Genomic DNA, 24786 nt, shown 5'->3' with positions numbered 1-24786 from the left:
GGTTGCCAGATGTGGACACTGTGAAAAGCTTTCCATCTACCTTTCAATATAGCTTTTCCCAATGCTTTCTCTCTATGCTTCTCTCATGTTCACATGTGCGCCGAGACGTGCCCTGGCCATGACAGCGGTCCTGTTTCTGACCCTGACCAGCGCCACCGCCTGCGCCGGCCGTGACGAGGAAACGGCCCCACAGGGGAGCGCGATGGCGGAAAACCGTCGCTCCGCCGAGGGAGGAACCACCGAGAAGGGAACCATCGCCGTGGGAGAGTTCAGCGCCACACCGGACCGGCTGCCGTCGTGCTTCCACGGCGTGAAAGGCGCCACCGCCTACCGCCCGCCCGGCTCCTCGCGGGACGGCCGACTGGTCACCCTGGGCACCGGCCCGCGCGGGGTGGTCTTCGCCCCCATCTCCTGGGGCGACGCCTGCGAATGGGCGGCCGAGGCCAAGCGGCTCGCCGCCGACGGCTATCACGTGGTCACCCTCGACTGGGGTGTGGACCGTCGCCGGACCATCTCCGACGCGACCCGCCTGCTGCGCTCGCGCGGCGCCAAGGAGGTGGCGTGGGTGGGCGGTTGTATGGGCGGCACGCTGATGCTCGGCATGCTCACGGACCGCACCGACCGCCCGGCCGGCGTCGCCGGTATCAGCCCCCTGGCCTCGCTGGGCGGCTACTCCGCCGGGAACGGCACCTCGTACGACGGGGAACTGCTGCTTCTGGGTACCGCCGACGACCCGCTCTCCGACGAGAAGCGGCTGCGCGAGGTCGCCGGCAGCTTCCCCGAGGCCGAGGTCACGGTCCTGCCCGGCAGGCGCCACGCCGCCGAGATCTTCGCCGGTCCGCACGGTACGGCGGCCCGCCGCAGCCTCGACGGCTTCCTCGGCCGGACCTTCGCCCCGGCGGACAGCTGAGCCGGCGGTGCCGCAGGGCACCGGCGGTGCGAGCCGGCTCCGGCCCGCACCGCCGGGAAAGCCGCCGGATCAGCGGTGGGTGGCGAAGTCCTGCGTCCACCAAGGGCCGTTGCTGCTGAGATTGACGCCCACACCGGTGGTCTTGTAGGAGCAGTTGAGGATGTTGTCCCGGTGGCCCGGGCTCTTCATCCAGCCCTCCATCGCCGTGGCCGGGTCCTTGGGGCTCTTGAAGATGTTCTCCGCCCAACTGCCCCACGGGTACCCGGCCTTGGTCATCCGGGTGCCGGGGTCGACGCCTTCCGGGGTGTTGTGGTCGTAGAAGTTGCGGGCGGCCATGTCGTCCGAGTGGGCCTGCGCCGCGCGCTGTATTCGGGCATCGACGGTGAGCGGACCACAACCGTGCTGCGCCCGCTGCGCGTTGACCAGCTCGACGATCTTCTGCGCGAACCGCGCGGCGGTGCCCGACGCGGCCTGCGCTCCGTTCGGCGTGGTGGCTCCCGCGCCGGAATCGACGTGCGGCGTACGGGGCGTCGTGCGCTGGGCGTTCCCGGAGCCGCTGCTGGGACGGCTGGCCTTCGGCCGGGGGGAAGTGTGCTTCTTGGCGTGCTTCTTGGCCTTGGACGGGGAGGCCGAGGGCTTGTGCGGCTTGGGCGAGGGCGAGGTGTCCGGTGTCGAGGAAGCGGAGACCTCCGCGGTGGGCGCCGACGGCTCGGACGCGTCCGCCGCGAGCGCCCGGTCGGCACCGGAGTCGGGACGCAACAGCACCGCGGACGCGCCGCCCACGGTGACCACGGCCGCCACCGCCAGCAGGGTGGCCTTGCGCCGGGGAGTGCTGCCGGCGCGGTGCGAACCACCGGTCCGCCCGTGCCGGCCGCCCGTCCCGGCTCCGCCGGAACGCCGGTGCATACCGGACTCGCTCGTCCCGCGGCCGCTCCCGGCCGGAGTCTCGTCGTGGCGCTCCGTCTGAAGGTGGTCGTAGTTCATGGTTCCGTTTCCTGTGGGGGACAGCGATCCGTCGGCCCGCGGAGCCCGGGGGGACCCGTTGGCTTCGCGGGCCGACACAAGGGAGACCACGCGGCGGGCGCCCGATAACGAAAAGCGCGAAAACTTTTTTCGCGGGCCGTCGGCAGGCCGGAATCCACGCGGCGTGAACGGGCCGGGGCACCGGAAGCGCGCCACGCGCGCGAGCCGGGGAAGGGGTCTCTTCCGGACCCACGTAGGTTTTCGTTATCGCGGCCGGCGCGCGGGATCTCCGGTGTATGGGGGCCACGGGTACGCACGAAGGAACAGGAACGAGTGGGCGTGAAGCAGGAAAACGGGACGGCGGCCGTCGAGGCGGCCAAGGCCGGGGATGAAGAGGCCCAGGAGCAGTTGGTCGCCGCCTACCTGCCACTGATCTACAACGTCGTGGGACGGGCGCTGGACGGCCATGCGGACGTCGACGACGTGGTGCAGGAGACCATGCTGCGCGTCCTGGAGTCGCTGGCCGATCTGCGGGAGCCGGCGTCCTTCCGCTCCTGGCTGGTGGCGATCGCCATGAACCAGGTACGCCGCCGGTGGGCCACCGCCCGGAAGACCCCCGTCGTCGGACTGGACCAGGCGCCGGAACGGGCCGACCGCTCGGCCGATTTCGTGGACCTGACCATTCTGAAGCTGGGACTGTCCGGCCAGCGCCGGGAGGTGGCCGCGGCCACCCGCTGGCTGGACGAGCGGGACCGGTCGCTGCTCTCTCTGTGGTGGCTGGAGGCCGCCGGCGAGATCACCAGGCCGGAGCTGGTCGCCGCCGTCGGGATCGACTCCCGCCAGACGGCGGTCCGGGTGCAGCGCATGAAGGAGCAGCTGGAGGCCGGCCGCGTCGTGGTCCGCGCGCTCTCCGCGACGCCGCTGTGCCCCGAACTGTCCCAGCTCACGGCAGCCTGGGACCAGGAGCCCTGCGCCCTGTGGCGCAAGCGAATAGCCCGCCATGCGCGGCAGTGCACGGACTGCTCCGGGCACTGGGACGGCCTGCTGCCCGCCGAAGGCCTGCTGGCCGGTCTCGCCCTGCTGCCGCTGCCCTCGCACCTCACTCCGCCGCACGTCCTGCCGGCCCCGGCCGCCGCGACCGTACAGGCGACCTCGGCACCCACGCACCATGCCTCCGGCACGTCGGGCGCACACCCCGTGCCGCCGCGGCCGCCCCGGGGGAAGACCGGCCCGGTCGTCGCGGGCACCGCCACCCTCGTGGTCGCCGTCAGCGCCGCCGTGTGGTGGGCTCCCGGCACACCCCCGGAGAAGCAGAAGGCCGAGCCGAAGGCGACCCACACCGTGGCCTCGCGCACCCCGTCGCCGACCCCCACCCCCACGCCCACCCCGTCCCCGTCGCGCTCCAAGACCGCACCCCCCACCCGGTCGGCCACACCGACCCCCACCCCCTCGGCCACCCCGCCCGACCTCGAAGAGCAGGCCACCGCACTCATCAACCAGCGGCGGGCGCAGGCCGGCTGCGGGCCGCTGCGTATCGACCGGCGACTGCACACCGCGGCACAGCGTCACTCCGCCGATATGGCGGCCCGCCAGTACTACGAGCACCAGGCCCCGGACGGCACCGGCCCCGACGACCGGATCACCGCCACCGGCTACCGGTGGAGCAGCTGGGGCGAGAACCTCGACCGCGGCCCGCGGACCGCCGCCGGGGCGGTGAACGACTGGATGGGCGACCGTATGCACCGCGACAACCTGCTCAACTGCGCCTACACGGACGTCGGCATCGGCGTCGTCCAGGGCGCGGGCGGTCCCTGGTGGACCCAGGACATGGCGGCACCGCGCTGAACTACGCGGCCGGGAGGGCAACGGCCGCCCGGAGTCCGTCAGATGGCGCCCGACGAACCGCGGGCACCTGGCGCCGGACGAACCGTCGGCACCGGAATGCCATGTGGGCCGGCAGCGCTGCACCTTCACGGAGAAGCATTCCGTCGCACACAAGGAGAGCAGCGCATGACCGACACCGTGCAGGAGTGGCAGCTGGCCGCACGTCCCGTGGGGCGTCCGGTGCCGGGGGACTTCCGGCTCGTGGAGCGGGAGTTGCCGGCACCGGCCGACGGGGAGGTGTGGGTCCGCAACACCTTTCTGTCGGTGGACCCGTATATGCGGGCCCTGATGAGCGCCGAGGACACGGGAAGCCTGGCCTACGCATTAGACCGGCCGATGACGGGCGGAGCGGTCGGCGAAGTGGTCGTCTCGCGGGCGGCCGGTCTGTCGCCGGGGGACCTGGTCCTCAGCGACCTCGGATGGCGCACCGCCGCGGTCGCGCCGGCGGGGCGGTTCACCAGGCTGCGGCGCGTCGAGGGGGTACCGGACTCCGCGTTCCTCGGCGTACTGGGGATGCCCGGACTGAGCGCCTACGTCGGGCTGACCGGGATCGCGGGAATGCGTCCGGGGGACACGGTGTTCGTTTCCGGCGCGGCCGGGGCGGTGGGAAGCCTGGCCGGGCAGATCGCACGGCTGCGCGGGGCGAAGGCGGTGATCGGCAGCGCCGGTTCCGCGGCGAAGGTGGAGTATCTGACCGGCGAACTCGGCTTCACCACCGCCTTCAACTACAAGACCGGCCCGGTGCGCGAACTCCTCGCCGAGGCCGCCCCGGACGGTATCGATGTGTACTTCGACAACGTCGGAGGTGACCACTTGGAGGCCGCCATCGACGTCCTGAAGCCGAACGGCCGGGCCGCGCTGTGCGGAGCGATTTCCGGGTACCACGACACCGAGCCCGCACCGGGGCCGCGCAACATGATCGAGCTGGTGAAGAAGCGGATCACGCTGCGCGGCTTCGAGGTCGGGGACCATGCGCACCTCCAGCCGCGCTTCGCCGAGGAGATGGGCGGCTGGCTGGCCGAACGCAAGATCGCCTTCCGTGAAACGGTCGAGGACGGTATCGGCCACGCGGTGGAGGCCTTCCTCGGGCTGATGAACGGCCGGAACACCGGGAAGATGGTGGTGCGCATCTGACGGCGAAGAGACCGTCGATACGGTCTTCCTCCCCCTGGTGCGCTGACCACGCCACCGCACAATGAGCCGGCCCCGGCCGCCGGGCGGGCGCGTGGACCGGCCCGCCCGGCGACCGGGGCGATGTGCGAGGAGCTGGAGGGGCGTACTAGGGCGCGATGTGCCAGCTCAGGGAGCGGGAGAGCAGCTTGCGCAGCGCCGGGTCACGGACGGCCTTCGTACGGTCGGTGGCCCGTGCCGTGACCGTGTGGGGGCGGCCGTCGGCGGGGATACCGAGGGTGCGCGGGATGACCGATGACTTGCCGCGCGCGGCCTTGCGTTCACGGCCGTCGACGGACCACGTCAGCTGCGCGGAGGCGGGTGCGGTGACCCGGATACGGGTCCCGCGGGACACCGCATGGTGGGTGGACAGGGGGCTGCTCAGCACGCTCGCATAGCGGTAGAAGCCCGCGATCATCCCCTCACGGCCGGGGAGGTTGAACTCCCGGCCCAGGGTGCGCATGATCGAGTTCTCGGTGGGGCGGTTGAGCCCGTACTGGTAGTAGCCGCCGCCCTCGAACGCGCCCACCGCGCCGCCGTCCGGCGACTGCTGGCCGATCCAGCGGTACCACTTCTGCTGCTGGGCGGTCATCTGATCGGCGGAGAGCTTGCTGAGGTTGGCCTGGGCGGGCTCGGGTCCGGAGTAGGTCCCGGACTGGCCGTAGTCGTACTCGTCGGCGAGCTTGCCCAGTGAATGGCCGGTTTCGTGCACCGCTATCTGGTCCGACTGGTCGTTGTCGGAGGAGGCGGTGGCGATCCCGTCGTAACCGACCTGCGAGGAGACGTCGTTGTAGCCCGCACCGCCGTACTTGGTGGAGTTGGAGAGGACCACGACGAGGTCGGCGGCCGGTGCCTTGGAGGCGTACGACTCGACCTTGCCGGTGTCGACGCACAGCAGCCGCTCGGTGCCGTCGCAGAAGAACGCGGAGTCCAGGGCGGTGTCGCGGACCACGTCCTTGGTCGGGTCCCCGGAGACGCCGGACTCGTTGGAGACGGCGTCGACGGCCCAGACGTTGAACAGGCCGCGGTATGCGGCGTACGGCTCCACGGCGGAGATCTTGGCCCACTTGGCGCGGACGTCGGCGTGGAAGTCCTCCTGCTGGGCGGCGGTGTAGCCGTCACCGATGAAGACGACATCGAGCTTGCTGCCGACCGGGCCGCTCTGCACGATCGAGGTGACGTCGCCGTCGCCGGCGGCGATCGCGGCTTTCTCGGACGGTGCGAGCGGCTTCGAGGCCGGGACGCTGGTCTGCCGTGGGTGGCCGTCCGCGCCGCTGAAGTACTCGACGTGTTGGGTGCGTGCGGTGGACGGGGGCGGGGTGGCGGTCTCCGCGGTGGCCGCGGCGGCCGTCGCGGCCACCGCCACCGCGGCGATGCCGACGGACACCGCGGTGCGTATGCGTGGCGACATGCGTCTGCGGTGATGTCCGGAAGTGCTTGTGCGCATGGGGGGTTCCTCCCGAAGCCCGCCGCAACGCGGCGGGTTGAGCCGAAATCAGGCGCGCTCAAACTAGAGGCTCCAGAGGCTCCAGGCAACGGATGGTGCGTAAGTGGCGCACCCGGACAGTTGAGTTCGGGTTGGGCGAGGGGGCGCGAGCAGGTGTCCGGCAGAGCAATGTCCGTTCCCGGCAGGCGACTTGTGTGACCGGCGCCGGCGCCCGCCAACCACCCCGCCCGACCCGTTCCCGGCACCCGCCCGCCGTCCCGTCCGCTCCCGATGACCCGCGCCCCGCAAGGGATGCACGGCGATACGTGTAAGGGGCGTCGCGGGGGGTGGGGCGAGCGCGGGGGCGTACGCGCCTGGCGTGGTGCGGTTGTGTATATGTCCGTGTTTTGTAACACCAACTTGGATTTCTTCCGCCAAGGCATGACGGGCCGTCACTCTGTGGGAGCCCGGTCAAACCGGCCGGGTGTCCGGTTTTTGGGCGCCCTGAACGTGGCGCCTTTCACAGGAGGTTCGATGTTCCGTAACGCTTCGCGTGTCGCCATGGTGGTGCTGGGCTCCGCCGCCCTGGCAGCCACCGCCGCCATCCCGGCCGGCGCGGATGGCCACCACCGCCACACTCCGCAGCGCTGGCGGTCCGCTGTGGTCCTGGGACCGATCCAGTACGACAGCCCGGGACGCGACGACCGCTCGAACCGCAGCCTCAACGCGGAGTGGGTGACGGTGCGGAACACCGGCCGCACACCCATCAACCTCAAGGGCTGGAGCCTGTCCGACAAGAGTGGACACGCTTACCGCTTCGGCAACCTGCGACTGGCCGGCCGCAGCCAGGTCCGTGTCCACACCGGCCACGGCCAGGACAACCGTTGGGATGTCTACCAGGACCGGCGCAACTACGTCTGGGACAACGACCACGACCACGCGACCCTGCGCAACGACCACCGCCGGGTCGTCGACGAGGTGCGCTGGGGGCACGGTCACCGTCGCTGACCCCGTGCGGCGCTGACCGGTGGGGGAGGGAGCGCCCGACTCTCCCGCACCGGCCGCCGCTCCGATACCGGTGCGCCACAGGCAGCCAGCCTGTGGCGCACCGCCATTTTCTGACCCGGGGCCCGGGCCCCGGGCCCCGGGCCCCGGCTACCTGCTCCGCGACGCCTCCGGAGTCTCCTCGTCGGGCGGAGTCCCCTGGGGGCCGGCGGTCCGGCTGCGACGGGCGAAGAAGTAGCCCGCCACCAGGATCGCCGCCCACACCGGAGCCACGTACAGCGCGATGCGGGTCTCGGCGTCAAAGGCCAGCAGGACGACCACCAGGCAGAGAAAGGCGAGGACGAAGTAGTTCGACACCGGCGCCAGCGGCATACGGAAGGCGACCGGCCGGAGCCGCCCGGCGCGGACCGCCGCCCGGAAGCGCAGATGTGCCGAGGAGATGATGCCCCAGGTGAACACCGCGGCGACGGTCGCCACGCTCGTGACATACGCGAAGGCCTTCTCCGGGACGAAGTAGTTCGCGGCCACCCCCAGCAGCATGACGGCCATGGACGCGAGGATGCCCGCGGCGGGCACGCCCTGCCGGCTGACCTTCCCGAACGCGGCCGGTGCGTGCCGGTCCCTGGCCAGGGTGTGCAGCATCCGGCCGGTGGAGAACACCCCGCTGTTGCAGGACGACAGGGCCGCGGTGAGCACGACCATGTTCACCACAGCGGCCGCCGCGGGGATCCCGACCTTCGCGAAGACCAGCACGAACGGGCTGACGTGCGGATCGAGTTGGTTCCACGGGACCAGTGCCATGACCGCGGTGAGGGCGCCCAGGTAGAACAGCCCGATCCGCCAGATCACCCGGCGTACGGCGGTGGGCAGGGTCTTCTCGGGGTCCTTGCTCTCACCGGCGGTCACCCCGAGCAGTTCGACTCCGACGAAGGCGAACACCACCACTTGGAGGGCGAACAGCGGCCCGGCCATACCGTGCGGGAAGACGCCACCGTGCGACCAGATATTGCTCAGTGACGCGGTCTCCCCCAGGGGACCGAAGCCGAAGATCAGGATCGCGGCGGCCATCACCAGCAGGACGACGATGGTCAGCACCTTGATGATGGCGAACCAGAACTCGAACTCGCCGAACAGCCGGACCGCCGCGAGATTGACCACACCGAGGATCGCCAGGGCGATGAGACCGGGCAGCCACTGGGGCACCGCGGGCCACCAGTAGCGGACGTAGATCCCGGCCGCGGTCAGCTCGGCGGTGCCGGTGACGACCCACATCAGCCAGTAGCTCCAGCCGGTGGCGAACCCGGCCCAGTGGCCGATGAACTCCTCCGCGTACGTGGCGAACGAACCGGACACCGGCCGGTACACCAGGAGTTCGCCCAGGGCACGCATCACGAAGAAGATGGCCACGCCGGCGACCGCATAGCTGAGCAACAGGCCCGGACCGGCGTTGTGCAGGGCCTCGGCGGAACCGAGGAACAGCCCCACACCGATGGTTCCGCCGATCGCGATCATCTGAATGTGGCGGGAGTGCAGGCCCCGGTGGAGATGCTCAGGACCGGGGTCGCCGGAGCGGGATTCCTGATTCCCGGCAGGACGCGGTGTGGACGGTGGAAGCCGGTGCGTCATGTGAAGGCTCTCTTCGTCAGGGGGCGGTCTTCGTCGGGGCTGATCCAAGGGGATGGGGGAGTGGGCGTCAGTGGTCGCCGGGGGCCGAGCCGCCCGTGTAGGTGCGCGGTACGCGGGTGCCGATGCGGGCGACGATCTCGTGGGAGATGGTGTGGGCGGCCCGCGCCCAGTCCGCCGCACCGGGCTCTCCGCGGTCGCCGGGCCCGAAGAGCACCACCTCGTCCCCGGGCGCGGCGGAGGCGTCGCCGAGATCGACGACGAACTGGTCCATGCACACGGTGCCCGCCACCGTGTGCTGCCGGCCGGCGACGAGGACGGGGCCGGCCTGCGACGCATGCCGGGGAACGCCGTCGGCATAGCCGAGGGGCACCAGTCCGAGAGTCGTCTCACGGGCGGTGCGATAGCGGTGGCCGTACGAGACGCCCTGTCCGGCGGGGACCCGCTTGACGGAGGCGAGGCGGGCGGTGAGGGTCATCGCCGGCCGCAGCCCCAGCTCCGAAGGCCCGGCCAGGTCCGGCACCGGGCTCAGTCCGTAGACGGCGAGCCCGGGACGGACGAGGTCGAAGTGCGCCTCCGGAAGCGTCAGGGTGGCGGCCGAGTTGGACAGATGCAGGACATCGGGAGCGAGGCCGGCCCGACGGGCGATCCCGGCCGCGTTGCGAAAAGTCTCCAACTGCCGTGCACAGGAGGGGTGTCCGGGCTCATCGGCCCGCGCCAGATGCGACCACACGCCGACCACCCGGAGATACCCGGCCGCTTCGGCGGACGCCGCGCTGTCCACCAACGTCTGCCAGTCGCCCGCGGCGGCGCCGCCGCGCCCGAGCCCGGTCTCCGCTTCCAGGTGGAGCAGCGCGGGACGGTCCACGGCCTGCGCCGCCCGGACCGCTGCCCGCACCGCCCACGGGGCACCGGCCGACAGCTCGACGCCCGCGGCCACCGCGGCACTCCAGTCGTCACCGGGGGTCAGCAGCCACGCCAGCAGCCGGCCGGGGACACCGGCCGCGCGCAGTGCCAGCGCCTCCCGCATCCCGGCGACGCCGAGCCAGGTGGCACCGCCCGCGAGCGCCGCACGGGCGACGGGGACCGCGCCGTGCCCGTAGGCGTCGGCCTTGACCACGGCCATCACCTCGGCGGACCCCGCCGTGTCACACAACCGGCTGACATTGGCGCGGATCGCCGCGAGGTCAATACGGGCCTGGGCGTGCGGTGTTCCGGCCTGCTGCCCGTCCTGGCCGTACTGCCCGTCCTGGCTGTGCGGTCCGGCCACAGCTCCGGCCGCCGGGACCGATACGGCGGAGGACGCCGGACCCGCGCCCGGGACCGGCCTCGCGGAGACCCCCGGAGGATGCCCGTCCACGACCGCGGTCACCGCCGCTCCGTATCCGGCTTCGACGTTCTCGGCCTCGCGGGCCATGCCGAACGACATGCCACCGTCCTTCCATGAAATCCATTGCTGCCCGGTGAGCTGCGGGTGGAGCCATGGTTTCGGCGGGAGGACGGCCCGTCATCGTTCGCTCGGCACTGTCCCGGGCCGCTCGGCAGTGGGGCCGGAACAACGGGAGGGGGCGGCGGGGCAGAAGGCTGCGTACGGGAGGACGGCATACGGAAATCCCGCCATACGGAGACGCCGGACCGTCACAGCGACATACCGGGCAGCGGCCCGGGTTCCCTCACCCGGAAGTACCCACGGCGTCGTCCGGTCCGCCTTCCGCGCCGCCGTATTGGCGGGCGGTGAGCTGGAGCAGCAGAGCGGTACGGACCTCCGGGTCGTCCAGCGGCAGCGCCACGACCTCCTGGAGGCGGCGTATCCGGTGTCGGAGCGTGTTGGGGTGGATGTGCAGCCGGGCGGCGGCGGCCCGTGGATCGCCCCGCTCCTGGAGCCAGGCGTACAACGTCGGCACACAGTTCGTACCGTGCGCCCGGTCGTGGTCCACCAGCTGCTGGAGCGGCCCGACGCCCGCAATCCGTGCCGCCGCGGCGGACCGCGCGACATGGCGCAGCACGACCGTCGCCCACACCTCGTCGTGCACCGCCTGCTCGCGCGCGATCAGGCCGGTCCGGAGCAGATCGAGCGTGTCGTCGGCCTGCTCGCGCGAGCGCGCCAGCCCGGGGACCGACGCCGCGAGCCCACCGATCGCGATCAGCGGAGCGGGCTTCCCGGTGGTGCCCCGAAGCGTCTCCACCCATCCGGGCCCGTCGTCGGCGTCGGGGCCGACCCTTTCCGCCGGGACGATCCCGTAGACCACCCCGCCGACGATCGCCGCGGGTGACCGCAGACGGCTGCCGCGGAAGCGGGACATACGCTCCCATACAGTCAGCCGCTGTCGCTCCGCCTCCTCGTCGTCCGGACAGCGCACCCCCACGGCGATCACCCGCCAGGGACCGGTGGTGAGCCCCAGCCGTCGCGCCGCGTCCGCCGCTCCCTCCTGGCCGTGCAGCACCGTGGCGACCAAGTCGGTCAGCACCAGGCGCTCCACATCCGCACCCGCGCGCCGGCGCAGCAGATGCAGCGCCGCCGTCGCGGCCGTGTCCGCGAACGCCGCGGCCCGCTCGGGGGGCACCGGCCCCGGGACGATGGCCCAGATCGAGCCGAGCACATCCCCGCCGGCATGCACCGGCACGACCAGCCGCGGCTTGGTGCCCTCGACCACCGCGGGGACGTAGATGGGTCCGGTGTCCTGGGCGATCCGGTGAAAGACGCCGTACTGCCGGAATTGGGCGTTGACCTCGTCGGGGACGTGCCGGCCCATGATCGTGGCGACCCGTGCCTCGTCACCGCGCTCCTGCCGCGCCGAGTAGGCAAGGACCCGGGAGCTGCGGTCCTCGATGGTGACCGGCGCATCGATCACGGCGGCGATCGCATCGGCCAGACCGAAGAGGTCCCCCGCCTCGGCACCGGCCGTCCCGCTGCCGGAGTCCGCGTATCCCTCGCTGTCGAGCACCGCCCGCAGCAGCGAGACGACCTGCGCCCAGCCCGCCTGCTGCTCGACCTGCACCAGCGGGATTCCGGCCGCGCTCGCGGCCGTGACCACCGTTTCGTCGACCGCGACCGGGGCCTTGAGCAGCAGAGCGCCCGCCGACCGCTCGGCGCACCACGACAGCAGCCGCAGGGCCGGTTCCCGGTCCGTGAGATTCACTCCGAGGACGACATCGCCCGGACGCAGATCGAAGCCACCGTCCGGCTCGGCGATCACCACATCTCCCACCGGGACCGCGGTGCCTCCGGGGGCGCACACGCCCGACAGCACGGCCGGCCCGACGGAGCTGAGAAGCCGCTGAAGGCTCATCACTGGCATCACCCGTTTCACCGTTCCACCCACCATCGTGCCGTACGGAAGGCGCACCTCCGCCGGCCGGGCCCACCCCGGTTCCCCTTTCCGGCCGGCGGGAGGTGAACGGTCGCGGGAGTCCGTGCGTATCTCTCCATATCCGTGTCCCCTGAGGCACCGGTCCACGATGTGAGGAGGCAGCATGACTGACCCGGGTATCCCGCAGCTTCAGGCATTGCCGGACGGAGACGCCGAACTCTCGCTGGTGGTGCGCTTGCAGTGGGAGGACGTCGCCGCCCTCGGCCAGGACGCCGCCCGGCTGGCTGCCCGGTTCAAACGCCCGGTGTCCCTGGACGAGGCCGCCGGCCATCGCCTGCGTATCCGGTCGCCCGCGGCCCACGCCAAGGCCATGCCACAGGAGCGGGCGCAGCCCGCCGTGGCCTCCACGACGGTGTCGCCGCTGCCCGCCCGCTCCCCCCAGGAACAGGCCCGGCAGGCGATCGAGAAGATCAACGGTTCCAACGGCCATGAGACGGCGTAGCGCGACGTCGGGCTGAGAGCACGAGGGGGACCGGCGGGTCCCCCTCGCGGAGGGGTTCGGCGGTTGTGGGGCCGCCGGGCCCCTCAAGCGCGCTCGGATCCGGAGGTCCGGCCGCCGGGCCGCTCCTGAGCTTGAATGACGGCCGCCGTCGAAGCCCCTCGCCGGGAGCCCGACAGCGAGTGACGTCAGGCGGACCGGCTGACGTCACCGAAGTCGGTGGAGGCCGACAGCTCGGCCCATGCCAGCATGTCGCGCTCGAAGGCGTCGCGTCCGGCCTGGACGAGCTGAAGCGCGTCGGTGCCGAGCAGCAGGCGCGTCGGCGGCTGGTCGGCCGCCACGATGCGCAGCACCGCGGCCGCGGCCTTGTCCGGGTCGCCCGGCTGGTGCCCGCTGCCGCGGATGCGCCGGGCGCGCAGCGGCTCGAACAGCTCGTCGTAGTCGGCGATCACACGGGGTGCGCGGATCATCGAGCGGCCGGCCCAGTCGGTCCGGAAACTGCCCGGCTCGACGGCGGTGACATGGATGCCGAAATCGGCGACTTCCTTGCCGAGCGTTTCGAGGATGCCCTCCACCGCGAACTTGCTGCCGTGGTAGAAGCTGAGGCCCGGCATGGTGATCAGCCCGCCCATCGAGGTGACGGCGATGAGGTGGCCCGCACGGCGCTCCCGCATGTGCGGCAGCACGGCCTTGATCACCGCCACGGTTCCATAGACGTTCACCTCGAACTGACGGCGGAGGTCCTCCATCGACGACTCCTCGAAGAGGCCGTCATGGCCGTACCCGGCGTTGGCGACGAGTACGTCGACCGGGCCCAGGTCGCGCTCGGTCTCGTCCACGACCGTGTCCACCGCGTCATGGTCGGTCACGTCCAGGATGCGGGCGTGCGCGTCGCCGGCGAGCGCCTCAAAGGCCCGTGCGTCGGCGGGCGTGCGCACCGTGCCCACCACCCGGTGGCCCGCGGCCAACGCCGCGCGGGCGAGTGCGCGGCCCAGGCCGGTGCTGACGCCGGTGATCAGGAATGTCTTGGTGTCCGACACAGGAGTTCCCTTCGTGGCATACGAACAGAGGCCGACCAGGGCGGTGAGGCCCGGTCGGTCTCGACACGTTCCACTTCAGCACCGGAATCGGCCGCTGATCGGCTTCCGGGGGGCCCGCTTCGCCCCGGGGACAGCCGGACCGGGGGACTGCCAGTCCCCCTTTCGCCGGCCGTCGGGGTGATCTTGGGCCCTATCGTGAACGGCATGGACCGCAACACAGCTCTCGGTGAGTTCCTCCGCTCTCGGCGGGCACGCATCACCCCGCGCCAGGCGGGCCTGTCCGACGACGGCGGCTCTCGGCGAGTGCCAGGACTGCGCCGCGAAGAGATCGCGCAACTGGCGGGCGTGAGCGTCGACTACTACGTACGCCTGGAACGCGGACGCCGGCTGAACGTCTCCGAAACCGTGCTGGACGCCATCTCCCGCGCGCTACGCCTCGATCCCGTCGAACGCACCCATCTGTTCCAGCTCGCCAAGCCCGCCGCAGGCAGGCCCCGCCGCACGGCGACGCGTCCGCAGCCGGTCCGCCCGGGGCTGCGCGACCTGCTCCGGATCCTCGACCACACCCCCGCCCTCGTGCTGGGGCGGCGACTGGACGTCCTTGCGTCCAACCAGATGGCACGTGCGCTGCTCACCGACTTCGACGCGCTGCCGCACCGCGAGCGGAACCTGGTGCGGTTCATGTTCTGCGACGAGAACGCCCGCTCGCTGTATACCCACTGGGACACCCACGCCCAGGACATTGTCTCCTCGCTCCGCCGAGACGCCGGACGCCATCCCCACGATCCACTGCTGGCCGAACTCGTCGGCGAACTCTCGATCACAGATGAGGACTTCCGCCGCTGGTGGGCCGACCAGAACGTGTATCGGCACACGCATGGCAGCAAACACTTCCACCACCCGATCGTCGGCCCGCTCACCCTCAATTACGAGTCCCTCACCCTGCCCGCCGACCCGGACCAGAGGCTGAGTGTCTACACCGCCGAGGCAGGCTCCAGCTCCGAAGAGGCGCTTCGGCTACTGGCCGCGTGGATACGGCAGCCCGAGACCTCGCACGGCCGGCCCGCAGATCATTAGACGTCCGCCGGTCCGCGAGGAGCGGCCGGCCACAGCGGCTGCGTCCCATGAGCCGGGATGGGCCTCATGGAACACCGGCGTACCGGACGGCGGACTCCTCGTCCCGTCAGTCGCTTCTCGTCACCGCGACCCCGCGGCCACCAGCGTCGCGGCGAGGGGTTCGAGCTCGGCGACCAGCTCGTCGAGCTCGGCGGAAGAGAGGGCGTCGTACGGCGGGGCGGCGAGCTCGTCGGTGAGGGCTTCGATGCGTTGCTTGGTCTCACGGCCGGCGTCGGTGAACCGGCCGTCGGTGTCGACGAGCCCGCGCTCGCGCAAGCCGTCCATGACCGCGGCCAGCCGCTCCTTCGGCAGGTGATGGATCCGCCCGAACGACTCCGGCGGGTGGATGCCCATCTCCAGCGCGGAGAGCACGTGGGCCTCCGTACCGCCGATGCGCGCGCCGACGAGAGCGGCGACATGCCCGTCAGCGCGATGCTCGCGCAGCATGGTCGCGGAATGCCACAGCCGGGCGACCGGGTCGCTCGGCACCGGAAGGGTGCGCATCCCGGCGTACATCACCCGGCCTTCTGTGGGCGCGTGCGTCGCGGCCTTGGTGGTCAGGTCGGCGGCGCGCACCAGGCCCGGGGAGCCGGCCAGGTCGGCGCCGAGGATGCGCCGTACGGAGGCCGCGCTGCCCCGCTCCCGCGCGGCGACGGACGCCTCGGGCGGGATCGTCTCCCACGCGCTCGGGATGTGCCGCGCGGCCTCCCCGTCGGCGAAGCTGTAGAAGGCCGCGTGCACGACCTGCGCCGGCACCCGCCCCAGCGGCGCGGCGCGGCTGGCGAAGTAGCCGTCCCAGTAGGTGCGGTGGCCGAGCGCGGCCAGCTCCTCGTTGCACTCGTCGGCGAAGTAGGTGACCAGGCAGATCGGCTCCAGGAGCTCGAACATGCGACGGGCGGTGAGGGTCATGGCCGCCATCATGCCAGCGGGCACGCCCCCGCCCGGAGCAGTACGGGCCGTCAGATCAGCTCCTGGGTACGGCAGTCGCACGTCCGGCCTCCGGCAGCTCGACCAGATCTTGATCGAACGGCGGGGCGGCGTAGCGATACGCCCAGCCGGAGTGAGGAGAGCAGGTCTCAGCGCGCCGGGCCATCAGCTGGGCCGACCGGGCGAAGTACGTCGGCCCAACGGCTCAACCCGGGCGCACAGTGCGTGCTGCCCCGCGCCCACCGGTGATTGTGTGGCGAGCCGGCGCGACCGTCGCTGGGCCCGCAGGGCCGGGCCGTGCACCGAGGAGGCAGGCAAGCGTGGACGCCGAGGCCGGCGCTCTGAACGTCCCGAGCAGCGAAGGCACGTAAGGCATGCACACCACGGTCACCCTGCTGGCGGGCGCCCCGGCCCAACTGCTCCCGGCCCGGGAGCTGATGGCCTTCACCCTGGCCTCGCACATCATTCTGGTACCGCTCGGGGTGGCGCTCCCGCTGATCACCCTGGTGATGCACTACCGCGGTCTGCGCCGGAACGATCCCGTCGCCCTGCTCCTCGCCCGCCGCTGGTCGGCGGTGATGGCGGTGCAGTTCGCGGTCGGTGTGGTCACCGGCACCGTGCTGTCCTTCGAGTTCGGACTGCTCTGGCCGGGCCTGATGGGCAAGTGGGGCGGCGTCTTCGGTATCGGTTTCGGGGTGGAGGCCTGGGCCTTCTTCCTCGAAGCGGTCCTGATCGCCATCTACCTCTACGGCTGGCGGAGGCTGAAGCCCCGCACCCACTTCCTGCTCGGCCTGCCGCTGCCGGCCGCCGCCCTGCTCGGCGCGTTCGGCATCCTGGCGGCCAACGCATGGATGAACACACCCCAAGGATTCACCCTCGACGCCGGCGGCAAGCCCGTGGACGTCCACATCTGGTCGGCGATCTTCACCCCCATGTTCGGCCCCCAGTACTGGCACTTCGTGGTGGCGATGCTGATCACCGCGGGCTACACCGTCGCCGGGGTCTACGCCGTCGGCTGGCTGCGGGGCCGCCGCGACCGCTACCACCGCCTCGGCTTCACCGTGCCGTTCACCCTCGCCGCGGTGTTCACCCCGGTGCAGTTCCTGCTGGGCGACTCGATCGCCCGGTCGGTCTTCCACAAGCAGGCGGTGAAGTTCGCCGCGACGGAACTCGTCTGGCGGACCGACACCCACGTACCCGAGTACGTCTTCGGCCGACTGCACCCCGACGGCAGCATCTCCGGCGGCATCAAGATCCCCCAATTCGACTCCATCCTGGCCGGGTTCACCCCCGGGACCAAGGTGACCGGACTGACCTCCGTGCCGGCGGACGACCGGCCGACGGCCACCCAGGCCACCATTGCCCACTGGGCCTTCGACACCATGGTGGTGATCGGCTCCCTGCTGATCCTTCTCGCCCTCTGGTACGGCTGGTGCCGGCTGCGGCAACACCGGCTGCCCACCTCACCATGGTTCTTCCGCGGCGCGGCCTGCGCGGGCGTCGCCTCCGTCGTCGCCGTCGAATGCGGGTGGATCACCGCCGAAGTGGGACGCCAGCCCTGGATCGTCTACCGGCACATGCGCATCGCCGAGGCGGTGACCGCGACCCGGTCCACCAGCCTCTGGATCATGCTGGGCCTGGTCGTCGTGGTGTATGTGTTCATCTTCGGCTCGCTGCTCGCCGTGCTGCTCAAGATGCGTACGAACTGGCGGCTCGACGACGCGCGCCGGGCGGTGGGGGAGCGGACCGGGGAACCGGAGGCCGACACCCCGTACGGGCCCCGCGCGCGGGTACCGGCCGGCGACCCGCCACCCGACGGCGGCACCGGGCCCGGACCGGCCAAGGACGGCCGGCCGTGATCGCCGATGTCATCGCCGTGGTGCTGCTGCTCGCCGTCGCCGCCTACGCCTGCGCCGGCGGCACCGACTACGGAGCGGGGTTCTGGGACCTGACGGCTGGTGGCGCCAGGCGCGGCGCGCGCCCGAGGTGGCTGATCGACCACGCCATGGCCCCCGTATGGGAGGTCAACAACGTCTGGCTCGTCTTCGTCTTCGTCATCATGTGGACCGGCTTTCCGGCCCTGTTCCAGACGGTGTTCTCCGCCATGTGGCTGCCGCTGGCCCTGGCCGCCATCGGCCTCGTGCTGCGCGGCGCCGGCTTCGCGCTGCGCAAACCCATCCGCCGGATCGCCGGGCGACGCCTCTACGGCGCCGTCTTCGCCCTCTCCTCGCTGCTCACCCCGTTCTTCCTCGGCGCAGCCGTCGGCGGGATCGCCTCGGGCCGGGCGGTACCGGGCACGGAGGCCTCGGCCCACGCCTGGGCCAATCCGACCTCCATCCTCTTCGGGCTGATCGCCATCGTGGCGACGGCCTTCCTCGGCGCCGTGTTCCTCGCCGGCGACGCCGCCCGTTACGGCGCGCCCGATCTGGTCGGCTACTTCAGGCGGCGGGCTCTGGGCAGTGTCGTCGCCCTCGCCGTCCTTGCGGCCGTCATGCTGACCGTCACCCGGAGCGATGCCCCGCATGTCTGGCACGGGCTCACTCATGGCGTCGGCCTCGGCCTCGTCATCCTGGCCGGAGTCTGTTCCCTCGCCACCGGATGGCTGCTGCTGCGCCGGTCCGGTGTCTGGTCCCGGGTCACCGCCGTCGGCGTGGTCGCGGCGGCGGTCATCGCCTGGGGGGCCGCCCAACGCCCCTACCTCATCCCCACGTCCCTGACCGTGGCCGAGGGGGCCGGCGACCCCGGCAGCCTGCGCTGGACCGGACTGGTCACCCTCGTCGCCGTAGTGCTCGTCTGCCCGGCCGTGGCCTTCCTGTACTGGCTGGACACCCACGGCGAACTCGAACCGCTCTCCGACACCGACCTGCGCCGCACCGAACCGGCTCGCGACGATCCGACCGAGCTGAACTGACCACGACGGGAAGGCTTCCGGCCGGTGGCACCCGGGCTCCCCGGAATGCTGCCACCGCCGCTCCGCTCCGGGCGGCTCTGGGCAGGCCTCAGCAGTACCGGCGGAGCGATCCCTTGGCACCGGCGGGGCGGACCTCGCGGTCGCGCAGGGTGAGGGAGAGCTTCTTGCCCCAGGCGCGGCAGGCGGCCGTGAAATCCTGCTTCCGGTATTCGATGACGAAGACCCGGTTGGCGTAGGCCGCCGCGAAGTCGGTGCACTCCTTGTAGCGGGTGCACTCCTCGACGACGGCGAAGTCGAAGCCGATACGGCCGTGTTGCGGCAGCAGGTCGGTGGTGTTCTTCTGCGCGATGGCGAGATGCCGCTGGTGGGCGCGGCGGGCCAGGAGCCGGGCGAAGGCCGCGGCGTGCCCGGCGGTGAGCGTGCCGTCGGAGCGTTCGTACGAGTCGAGGTTGTCCGGCTCCACGGCGTCGTAACCGGCCTTGGCGCAGCCGTCGATCCACGGGCCGACGATCTCCATGAGGGCTGCCCGCTTGGCGCTGGTGGAGATGTCGAGCAGCGGCTCGTCCCAGTCCTCGTCGATGACCGGTTCTCCGTGCTCGTCCCGCAGCAGCAGTTCGGGGTGGTCGTCCTCCCAGGAGCCGTCGCCGGGCTGTGCCTGGAAGGCATTCACGTAGCAGACGTTGTAGCGGCCGGGCGCCGGCTCGGCCGTACGGTCGCGGGAGACGGCCCGGACGCCGGCGGGCGGCGGATACGCACCGCCGAGCTGATAGTCGAAGACCGCGTTCGCCGTCGGTGGCCGCACCGCGGTGGGCGCGGCGGGGGAGGGCGCCGAGGTCCCGGATCCGGCGGCGTGCGGGGGACGTTCAGCGGAGCATGCCGTGCCGAGCGCCATGATCAGGACGAGGGCGCCGGCGGCGCGGGAGCGTGGAGAGTGCACGGGCGGAGCTTATGCGCGCACGCGCGTACAGCCGGCGGCGAGGCCGCCGGCAGGGCCCGAAGGTGCCTCCCGGTCCGTAGGAGCCGAGAGGCACTGTGGTCGGCGGCCGTTATGCGGTTCCGTGCCCGAAGGCGGGGACCGCGCCCCCGTTCAGCTGCGCGACATCGCCCGTGGTCAGCGCTTGACCACGAACGCCTGGCCCTTCTTCGCCTCGGACGAGCAGGAGCTCTTCTCCGCCGCGGTCATCTTGCGGGTCTTGACGGTCACCGCGTTGCTCTGGCCGTCCGTCCCGTTGGGCGCCGGCCCGGTGACGGTGTCGGGCACGAACCAGTAGTAGTGCCCCCACTTCGGGCTGTCGTAGTGGGTCTGCCAGGTGCCGGTGACGGTCTGCATCACCTGTGCGCGGGAGATCCAGCCCACCTCGCCGGGCTTCACCGTCATGTTCAGCGAGCTGTTCTCGGTGTGCGAGCTCGACCAGGTGTGGCTGTAGGTCGCGGTCACACTGAGGTCGATCAGATCGGCGATCTTGCCGCCGGCCGTGACGGAGACCCCCGCCGAGTCCGTGGAGCCCACGGTGTCGGCCCAGCCCATCGACTGGGTGGCGTCCGAGGTGCTGCAGTTGTACAGCGAGTTGGAGACCTGACGGAAGTCGCCGAGGTACGCCTTGCCGAGGGTCGGCTCGTTGAAGCTGCACTTCCCTTCACCGGAAGCGCAGTCGGCTATGAGCTGGTCCCGGGTGGGCTGGTCCTCCGCGGCGGCCGGCATGGTCATCGCGGCGACCAGACCAAGTGACACCGTGGACAGCGCCATCAGCCGGCTGCCGTGGCGGGTCATTCTGCTTTTACTCATCGTGCTGTTACCTCTCGCCCAGCTTTGTGAAAGCGACGTGTCTGTGTGTGACGTTCGTCGCGTTACGTTTGAGACTGGAGTGAAATCTGTTCCAACTACACCAAGAATTAGTAAAGTTGTAGTTGATGCCGAAACAGACTCTCTAAAGGGGTTTAAACGGAGGCAGCGTCAGGTCTGCACGCGTGCTCCGTTGAGGACGGTGGCGACGGTGCGCGACACAAAACCCTTCTCCAGCGGGAGTTGGCGCAGGACGACCCGGACCCAGGCGGCCCCGGCCAGCAGATCCATCAGCAATGTGGTGTCGGTGTCCACTGCGAGTTCACCGCGGGCGATGGCGCGGTCGAAGACGGGTTGCTCCAGCGCGATCCGGTCGGCGAAGAAATCCCTTACATGCACGGCCAGTTCGGGGCTCTGGGTGGCGGCGCCCAGCACGGAAACGGCGATGTCGGAGGCCGGCCGTGTGGTGAGGAGGGTCACCACCGTGTGCAGCAGGACCTCCAGGTCTCCGGCGAGACTCCCGGTGTCGGGCGGCGTGAAGTCGAGTTGGCGCGCGCCGATGAGTGCGGCACCCAGGAGTGCTCCCTTGGACGGCCACCAGCGGTAAATCGTGGTCTTGTTGACGCCGGACCGCTGGGCGACCCCCTCGATGGTCAGCCCCTCGTAGCCCTTCTCCGCCAGCAGGTCCAGCGTGGCATCGAAGATCTCCTGCGCCTTCCGTGGGCCGCTGCTGCGCCGTGTTCCGTGCCGCTCCTCGCTCATGAGGGGAGGTTAGCATCAAGAACAACGCAACGTTGCGTTGCATTTGAGGTACGGTGCCGGACATGAAGTCCAATGAAGCCGGGCTGCCCATCGTCTTCGTGCACGGCATGCGCGTGAGCGGCACGATGTGGCGACCCGTGATCCAAGCCCTCGGAGAGCGTCATCCCATAGCGGCGCCCGACCTGCCCGGCCACGGCGCCCGGCGCGGGGAACCGTTCACCATGCCCGGCGCGGTGGCGGCGGTCATCGACGCCGTGGACCAACTCGGCGGCCGCGCACTGGTGGTGGGGCTGTCCCTGGGCGGCTATGTCGCTGTTGCCACCGCCGCCGCCCACCCGGATCGTGTCCTCGGCCTGATGGCCATGGGGTGTACGGCGTTGCCACGCGGGGTGTTCGGCGCCGTCTACCGGGGAGCGGGACGGCTGGCGGCCGGCCACCCCGAGGAGTTCAACCGGCTCAGCGCGTTCGCGTTCCGCCGTGCACTGCCCCGGCCCCAGGCGGACGCCATGGTCGCGGGCGGGCTGAGCTCCGAGGCCGTGCCGAGCATCGTCGAGGAGGTGCGGGAGATGAACCCCCTGGCCTCGCTCGCCGCGTATCCGGGCCCGGTCTGGCTGGTGAACGGCGAACGCGACCACTTCCGCCGCCATGAACGCCGCTTCCTCGATGCCTGTCGCGACGGCCGCCTCACCATCCGCCCGAGGTGCGGACACATCACCAGCCTCACCGATACGGCGGACCTCACTCGGCAGGTGCGGGATGCCGCCGCGGTCGTCACGGCCCGGACGTACGGGGTGGCGCACCAGGGGAGGGCGCGATGACCGGCCGGGTGTGGAGTGTGGAGGAATCCCTGCAGATTCCGGCGCCGCCGCAGGCCGTCTACGCGGCGCTCGCCGACGTGCGGCGGATGGCGGAGTGGAGCCCGGAAGTCATCTGGGTGTGGCCCCGCGGACACCGCTTCGTGGGGGTCAACCGCAAGGCCTGCTGGGTCTGGTTCGCCACCTGCCGGATCGTCACCGCCGACCCCGGCCGCGAATTCGCCTTCGACAACACCACGTTCGGGCTGCCCGTGGCGCGCTGGGGCTACCGGCTGACCCCGACCGAGCGGGGCACCCTGGTCACCGAGTACTGGATCGACCGCCGCCGCCACGGTTGGCGTCGCCGGCTCGCCGAGCTGCTGGGCCTGGTCTTCACCGGCACCCCGGCCGCCCGGCGCGCCGCCCAGAACAGCGCCGGCATGCGCATGACGCTCCGTCGGCTGAGTGCCGCGTGTGAACGGGCCGATTGAATCGGCGGGCCTCCCCGGCGCGTTGGAGGGGCGGGGGCAGGTCCCCCGCCCCGTCCGGGTAGGGAGCCGCCGGCGGATAGGGTAAATGGGTACATATCACCCATCCTCCGACGTCTGTTTCCCCACCGGAAGAGACGTTCCAGCCGCAAAGCGCAAGGTCTGTCCCCTCTTCCGCTTTTGCTGCACGGCGGGGTACTTCTGGGGCAGTGCGCACTGACCGCTCATTCCGACACCTACCCTGACCAGGAAGGACGGACCTGTCATGAGTAACGACCCGGGACCCGCGGCGGCACCGGAGGAGGGGGTCGGCGGAGGCTGGTACGTCGATGCGCGCTGCACCAACTGTGACGTGGCCCGGCAACTGGCCCCCGACGTCATCCGGGAACAGGACGGACGGGCGGAAGTGATCCGGCAGCCCCGAAACGAGGCCGAGCAACAGCAGCTGTACGCGGCCGCCTTCGCCTGCCACACCCGGTCCATCCGCCACCCCGCGCACCGCCTCACCCCCGATCTCGACCCCTTCCCCCTCGCCCTCGACGACACCGTCCATCTCTGCGGCCACAACTCCCCTCACACGGCAGGAGCGAACGCCTACCTGCTGCGCCGGTCCAACGGCAGCACGATGATGATCGACACCCCGCGATGGAGCGACGAACTCGCGTCCCGCTACGAGGCGTTGGGGCCGGTCACCGATGTACTGCTCACCCACCGGGACCATGCCGCGCACGGCCGCCGCTACGCCGACCGGTTCGGGGCCCGGCTCTGGATCCACGAGGGCGATCTCGACGCCGCTCCGGACGCGGACCACGTCATCGGGGGCACCGACCCGGTCGAGATCGGCGCGGGCGTCACCGCCTATCCGCTCTCCGGCCACACCCGTGGCAGCGTGCTCTACCTCGCCGATGGGAGGTACTGCTTCAGCGGCGACAGTTTCTACTGGTCGCGCACCACATCCGACCTGGAGGTGGCCGCCAGCGTCACCTGGTACTCGATCACGGAGCTGGCCGCTTCCCTGGCCCGGACGGCGCCGCGGCTGCGCTTCGAGTGGGTGCTGCCCGGCCACGGCGACCGCAAGCGGCTCCCGACGGAGGAGATGACCCGCCGCCTGGAGCAGCTGACGGCCCGCACCCGCACGCTTCAGCCGCAGCCCATCGACTTCACCGCTGTGCGCTGGTGACGGGCCCCGGGGCCGGGGGAATCCGGTGTGGGCGGGCCGCCGAGGCGTACGCACCAGGCGAGGCGAGCCGCCCGTACGGCGCCCCCGTTCACCAGGCCCGGGTGGCCACCACCAACCGGCACCGGGGGCTGCCGTCGGGGCGGCTGCCGAGCTCCGGGAGAGCCTGAAGCTGCACATCGAAACCGGCCTGGGCCAGCTCCGCACGCACCTCGGCGAGCCGGAACGTCCGGTAGTACATGACGAATTCCGGGCGCCAGAGGGCGTTGCGCACCCGCATCACCGAGTCGAAGGCCAGCAGCGTCCAGTAGCCGGCCGACCCGGGCCGGGCAGGGGCCCCGATCGGGAAGACGAACTGGCCGCCGGGGCGCAGCACGGCGTGGACCTGCGCGAACAGCTCCGGCCGCTCCCGGGGCAGGAAGTGCCCGAACGCGCCGAAGCTCACCGCGAGGTCGAAGACCGGCTCGAAGGGGAGGGCCCGGGCGTCCGCACGCACCCACTCGACCCGGGGTGCGGTCGCGGTCACCCGTTCACGGGTCCGGGCCACGGAGAGCATCCCCGCGCTGATGTCGACCCCGGTGACCCGCTCCCGGCAGACCTGCCGCAGGACATCCATGCCCGCGCCCGTTCCGCAGCACAGATCGAGACCGCTGTCGAACGGTCCGAGCCGGTGCAGCGCCCGTGACACCGGCGTCAGCACCCGGTCCGGGGTCCGGAACGGGGTGTGGTCGAATTTCGGGGCGAGCAGGTCATAGCCGCGCTCGACGGAGGACAGCGCCTGGACGGCGAGTTCACGGAAAGTGGGTCCCTGGGGTGCGAACATCGTCCCCAGCATAGATCCGGTGCGCACTGCACCGCATCGGCCGCGCCCCGCGGTGGTACTGTGCCGGAGAGGCGCACTTGTGCTCGCCGTCTTTCCGGCGCCGGTGCCTCTTCCTTCTCCCTTGCGGAGTGCCTTTCCCTCGCCTTCGCGCCCGTCGTTTACGGGCCGGCGAAT

At 71.3% G+C, this 24786-nt stretch carries 22 protein-coding genes; 11 read left to right on the top strand and 11 right to left on the bottom strand.

Translation table 11 applies throughout. The features are described 5' to 3' along the window. The first annotated feature begins 118 nt into the window (after positions 1-118). Complete coding sequence (locus CP981_RS00795) at positions 119-910, top strand: alpha/beta hydrolase (protein ID WP_085926893.1); 792 nt, start codon at positions 119-121, stop codon at positions 908-910. 69 nt (positions 911-979) lie between these two features. Here the strand turns inward: CP981_RS00795 and CP981_RS00790 are convergent, their stop codons facing one another. Further along, on the bottom strand, positions 980-1894 hold the full coding sequence (locus tag CP981_RS00790; RefSeq protein WP_244329468.1) for a CAP domain-containing protein: 915 nt from the start codon (positions 1892-1894) through the stop codon (positions 980-982). A 318-nt stretch (positions 1895-2212) separates the two neighbouring features. On the opposite strand from CP981_RS00790, the gene CP981_RS00785 reads away from it, so the two are divergent. Then, complete coding sequence (locus CP981_RS00785; protein WP_150522303.1) at positions 2213-3718, top strand: sigma-70 family RNA polymerase sigma factor; 1506 nt, start codon at positions 2213-2215, stop codon at positions 3716-3718. Between the two features lie 165 nt (positions 3719-3883). After that, complete coding sequence (locus CP981_RS00780) at positions 3884-4891, top strand: NADP-dependent oxidoreductase (RefSeq protein ID WP_085924080.1); 1008 nt, start codon at positions 3884-3886, stop codon at positions 4889-4891. 145 nt (positions 4892-5036) lie between these two features. Here CP981_RS00780 and CP981_RS00775 read toward each other — a convergent pair whose 3' ends face one another. Then, the gene (locus CP981_RS00775) at positions 5037-6338 is read right to left on the bottom strand and encodes a M64 family metallopeptidase (RefSeq protein WP_244329467.1); all 1302 of its coding nucleotides are present in this window, start codon (positions 6336-6338) and stop codon (positions 5037-5039) included. Between the two features lie 549 nt (positions 6339-6887). Here CP981_RS00775 and CP981_RS00770 point away from each other — a divergent pair. Then, positions 6888-7361: a lamin tail domain-containing protein gene (locus CP981_RS00770; protein WP_085924082.1), complete on the top strand. Its 474-nt coding sequence runs from the start codon at positions 6888-6890 to the stop codon at positions 7359-7361. Between the two features lie 147 nt (positions 7362-7508). Here the strand turns inward: CP981_RS00770 and CP981_RS00765 are convergent, their stop codons facing one another. The 3 genes from CP981_RS00765 to CP981_RS00755 all read right to left on the bottom strand — a co-directional run bounded on the left by CP981_RS00765 (position 7509) and on the right by CP981_RS00755 (position 12271). After that, the gene (locus CP981_RS00765) at positions 7509-8870 is read right to left on the bottom strand and encodes an amino acid permease (RefSeq protein WP_244329466.1); all 1362 of its coding nucleotides are present in this window, start codon (positions 8868-8870) and stop codon (positions 7509-7511) included. A gap of 181 nt (positions 8871-9051) precedes the next feature. Next, entirely contained in the window at positions 9052-10410 is a 1359-nt protein-coding gene (gene alr, locus CP981_RS00760; RefSeq protein WP_244329465.1) for an alanine racemase, read from the bottom strand. Between the two features lie 244 nt (positions 10411-10654). After that, positions 10655-12271: a PucR family transcriptional regulator gene (locus tag CP981_RS00755; RefSeq protein ID WP_208852872.1), complete on the bottom strand. Its 1617-nt coding sequence runs from the start codon at positions 12269-12271 to the stop codon at positions 10655-10657. 184 nt (positions 12272-12455) lie between these two features. Between CP981_RS00755 and CP981_RS00750 the strand changes: the two genes are divergently transcribed. Further along, positions 12456-12794 carry a hypothetical protein gene (locus tag CP981_RS00750; RefSeq protein ID WP_085924085.1) on the top strand — a complete coding sequence of 113 codons (339 nt, stop codon included), beginning with the start codon at positions 12456-12458 and terminating at the stop codon, positions 12792-12794. Between the two features lie 185 nt (positions 12795-12979). Here CP981_RS00750 and CP981_RS00745 read toward each other — a convergent pair whose 3' ends face one another. Further along, positions 12980-13831 carry an oxidoreductase gene (locus CP981_RS00745; protein WP_085924086.1) on the bottom strand — a complete coding sequence of 284 codons (852 nt, stop codon included), beginning with the start codon at positions 13829-13831 and terminating at the stop codon, positions 12980-12982. Positions 13832-14035: 204 nt separating this feature from the next. Here CP981_RS00745 and CP981_RS00740 point away from each other — a divergent pair, with 204 nt between their 5' ends. Continuing rightward, the gene (locus CP981_RS00740) at positions 14036-14908 is read left to right on the top strand and encodes a helix-turn-helix transcriptional regulator (RefSeq protein WP_085924087.1); all 873 of its coding nucleotides are present in this window, start codon (positions 14036-14038) and stop codon (positions 14906-14908) included. Positions 14909-15028: 120 nt separating this feature from the next. Here the strand turns inward: CP981_RS00740 and CP981_RS00735 are convergent, their stop codons facing one another. Then, positions 15029-15856 carry an SCO6745 family protein gene (locus tag CP981_RS00735; RefSeq protein ID WP_085924088.1) on the bottom strand — a complete coding sequence of 276 codons (828 nt, stop codon included), beginning with the start codon at positions 15854-15856 and terminating at the stop codon, positions 15029-15031. Between the two features lie 392 nt (positions 15857-16248). Between CP981_RS00735 and CP981_RS00730 the strand changes: the two genes are divergently transcribed. Further along, the gene (locus CP981_RS00730; protein ID WP_085924089.1) at positions 16249-17733 is read left to right on the top strand and encodes a cytochrome ubiquinol oxidase subunit I; all 1485 of its coding nucleotides are present in this window, start codon (positions 16249-16251) and stop codon (positions 17731-17733) included. Next, a complete protein-coding gene (locus CP981_RS00725; protein ID WP_085924090.1) occupies positions 17730-18785 on the top strand; it encodes a cytochrome d ubiquinol oxidase subunit II in 1056 nt (351 codons plus the stop codon). The genes CP981_RS00730 and CP981_RS00725 overlap by 4 nt, the downstream gene beginning before the upstream one ends. An 88-nt stretch (positions 18786-18873) precedes the next feature. On the opposite strand, the gene CP981_RS00720 is transcribed toward CP981_RS00725, so the two are convergent. From CP981_RS00720 to CP981_RS00710, 3 genes are all read right to left on the bottom strand, one after another. Then, the gene (locus tag CP981_RS00720) at positions 18874-19677 is read right to left on the bottom strand and encodes an endo alpha-1,4 polygalactosaminidase (RefSeq protein WP_085924188.1); all 804 of its coding nucleotides are present in this window, start codon (positions 19675-19677) and stop codon (positions 18874-18876) included. A gap of 219 nt (positions 19678-19896) precedes the next feature. Then, on the bottom strand, positions 19897-20571 hold the full coding sequence (locus CP981_RS00715) for a hypothetical protein (RefSeq protein ID WP_167536033.1): 675 nt from the start codon (positions 20569-20571) through the stop codon (positions 19897-19899). 168 nt (positions 20572-20739) lie between these two features. After that, the gene (locus tag CP981_RS00710; RefSeq protein ID WP_085924092.1) at positions 20740-21330 is read right to left on the bottom strand and encodes a TetR/AcrR family transcriptional regulator; all 591 of its coding nucleotides are present in this window, start codon (positions 21328-21330) and stop codon (positions 20740-20742) included. Between the two features lie 62 nt (positions 21331-21392). Between CP981_RS00710 and CP981_RS00705 the strand changes: the two genes are divergently transcribed. From CP981_RS00705 to CP981_RS00695, 3 genes are all read left to right on the top strand, one after another. Further along, positions 21393-22148 (top strand): alpha/beta fold hydrolase, encoded by a 756-nt coding sequence (locus CP981_RS00705; protein WP_085924093.1) that lies wholly within the window; start codon positions 21393-21395, stop codon positions 22146-22148. Next, positions 22145-22615, top strand: coding sequence for an SRPBCC family protein (locus CP981_RS00700; RefSeq protein ID WP_085924094.1), 471 nt, complete (start codon positions 22145-22147; stop codon positions 22613-22615). The genes CP981_RS00705 and CP981_RS00700 overlap by 4 nt, the downstream gene beginning before the upstream one ends. A gap of 262 nt (positions 22616-22877) precedes the next feature. After that, positions 22878-23792: an MBL fold metallo-hydrolase gene (locus tag CP981_RS00695; protein ID WP_085924095.1), complete on the top strand. Its 915-nt coding sequence runs from the start codon at positions 22878-22880 to the stop codon at positions 23790-23792. Between the two features lie 88 nt (positions 23793-23880). Here CP981_RS00695 and CP981_RS00690 read toward each other — a convergent pair whose 3' ends face one another. Next, complete coding sequence (locus tag CP981_RS00690) at positions 23881-24612, bottom strand: class I SAM-dependent methyltransferase (RefSeq protein WP_085924189.1); 732 nt, start codon at positions 24610-24612, stop codon at positions 23881-23883. Positions 24613-24786: the final 174 nt, after the last annotated feature.

Source organism: Streptomyces platensis (assembly GCF_008704855.1).
Classification (GTDB): domain Bacteria; phylum Actinomycetota; class Actinomycetes; order Streptomycetales; family Streptomycetaceae; genus Streptomyces; species Streptomyces platensis.
The sequence above is the reverse complement of the archived record's forward strand: the minus strand, read 5'-3'. Positions and strand labels throughout refer to the sequence as shown.

Excerpts from the sequence above, each read along its gene's own strand:
- CP981_RS00795 (WP_085926893.1), top strand. The coding sequence starts at position 119 with ATGACAGCGGTCCTGTTTCTGACCCTGACCAGCGCCACCGCCTGCGCC.
- CP981_RS00790 (WP_244329468.1), bottom strand. The coding sequence starts at position 1,894 with ATGAACTACGACCACCTTCAGACGGAGCGCCACGACGAGACTCCGGCC.
- CP981_RS00780 (WP_085924080.1), top strand. The coding sequence starts at position 3,884 with ATGACCGACACCGTGCAGGAGTGGCAGCTGGCCGCACGTCCCGTGGGG.
- CP981_RS00775 (WP_244329467.1), bottom strand. The coding sequence starts at position 6,338 with ATGTCGCCACGCATACGCACCGCGGTGTCCGTCGGCATCGCCGCGGTG.
- CP981_RS00770 (WP_085924082.1), top strand. The coding sequence starts at position 6,888 with ATGTTCCGTAACGCTTCGCGTGTCGCCATGGTGGTGCTGGGCTCCGCC.
- CP981_RS00765 (WP_244329466.1), bottom strand. The coding sequence starts at position 8,870 with ATGATCGCGATCGGCGGAACCATCGGTGTGGGGCTGTTCCTCGGTTCC.
- alr (WP_244329465.1), bottom strand. The coding sequence starts at position 10,410 with ATGTCGTTCGGCATGGCCCGCGAGGCCGAGAACGTCGAAGCCGGATAC.
- CP981_RS00755 (WP_208852872.1), bottom strand. The coding sequence starts at position 12,271 with ATGAGCCTTCAGCGGCTTCTCAGCTCCGTCGGGCCGGCCGTGCTGTCG.
- CP981_RS00750 (WP_085924085.1), top strand. The coding sequence starts at position 12,456 with ATGACTGACCCGGGTATCCCGCAGCTTCAGGCATTGCCGGACGGAGAC.
- CP981_RS00740 (WP_085924087.1), top strand. The coding sequence starts at position 14,036 with ATGGACCGCAACACAGCTCTCGGTGAGTTCCTCCGCTCTCGGCGGGCA.
- CP981_RS00735 (WP_085924088.1), bottom strand. The coding sequence starts at position 15,856 with ATGACCCTCACCGCCCGTCGCATGTTCGAGCTCCTGGAGCCGATCTGC.
- CP981_RS00730 (WP_085924089.1), top strand. The coding sequence starts at position 16,249 with ATGCACACCACGGTCACCCTGCTGGCGGGCGCCCCGGCCCAACTGCTC.
- CP981_RS00720 (WP_085924188.1), bottom strand. The coding sequence starts at position 19,677 with ATGGCGCTCGGCACGGCATGCTCCGCTGAACGTCCCCCGCACGCCGCC.
- CP981_RS00715 (WP_167536033.1), bottom strand. The coding sequence starts at position 20,571 with ATGAGTAAAAGCAGAATGACCCGCCACGGCAGCCGGCTGATGGCGCTG.
- CP981_RS00710 (WP_085924092.1), bottom strand. The coding sequence starts at position 21,330 with ATGAGCGAGGAGCGGCACGGAACACGGCGCAGCAGCGGCCCACGGAAG.
- CP981_RS00705 (WP_085924093.1), top strand. The coding sequence starts at position 21,393 with ATGAAGTCCAATGAAGCCGGGCTGCCCATCGTCTTCGTGCACGGCATG.
- CP981_RS00700 (WP_085924094.1), top strand. The coding sequence starts at position 22,145 with ATGACCGGCCGGGTGTGGAGTGTGGAGGAATCCCTGCAGATTCCGGCG.
- CP981_RS00695 (WP_085924095.1), top strand. The coding sequence starts at position 22,878 with ATGAGTAACGACCCGGGACCCGCGGCGGCACCGGAGGAGGGGGTCGGC.
- CP981_RS00690 (WP_085924189.1), bottom strand. The coding sequence starts at position 24,612 with ATGTTCGCACCCCAGGGACCCACTTTCCGTGAACTCGCCGTCCAGGCG.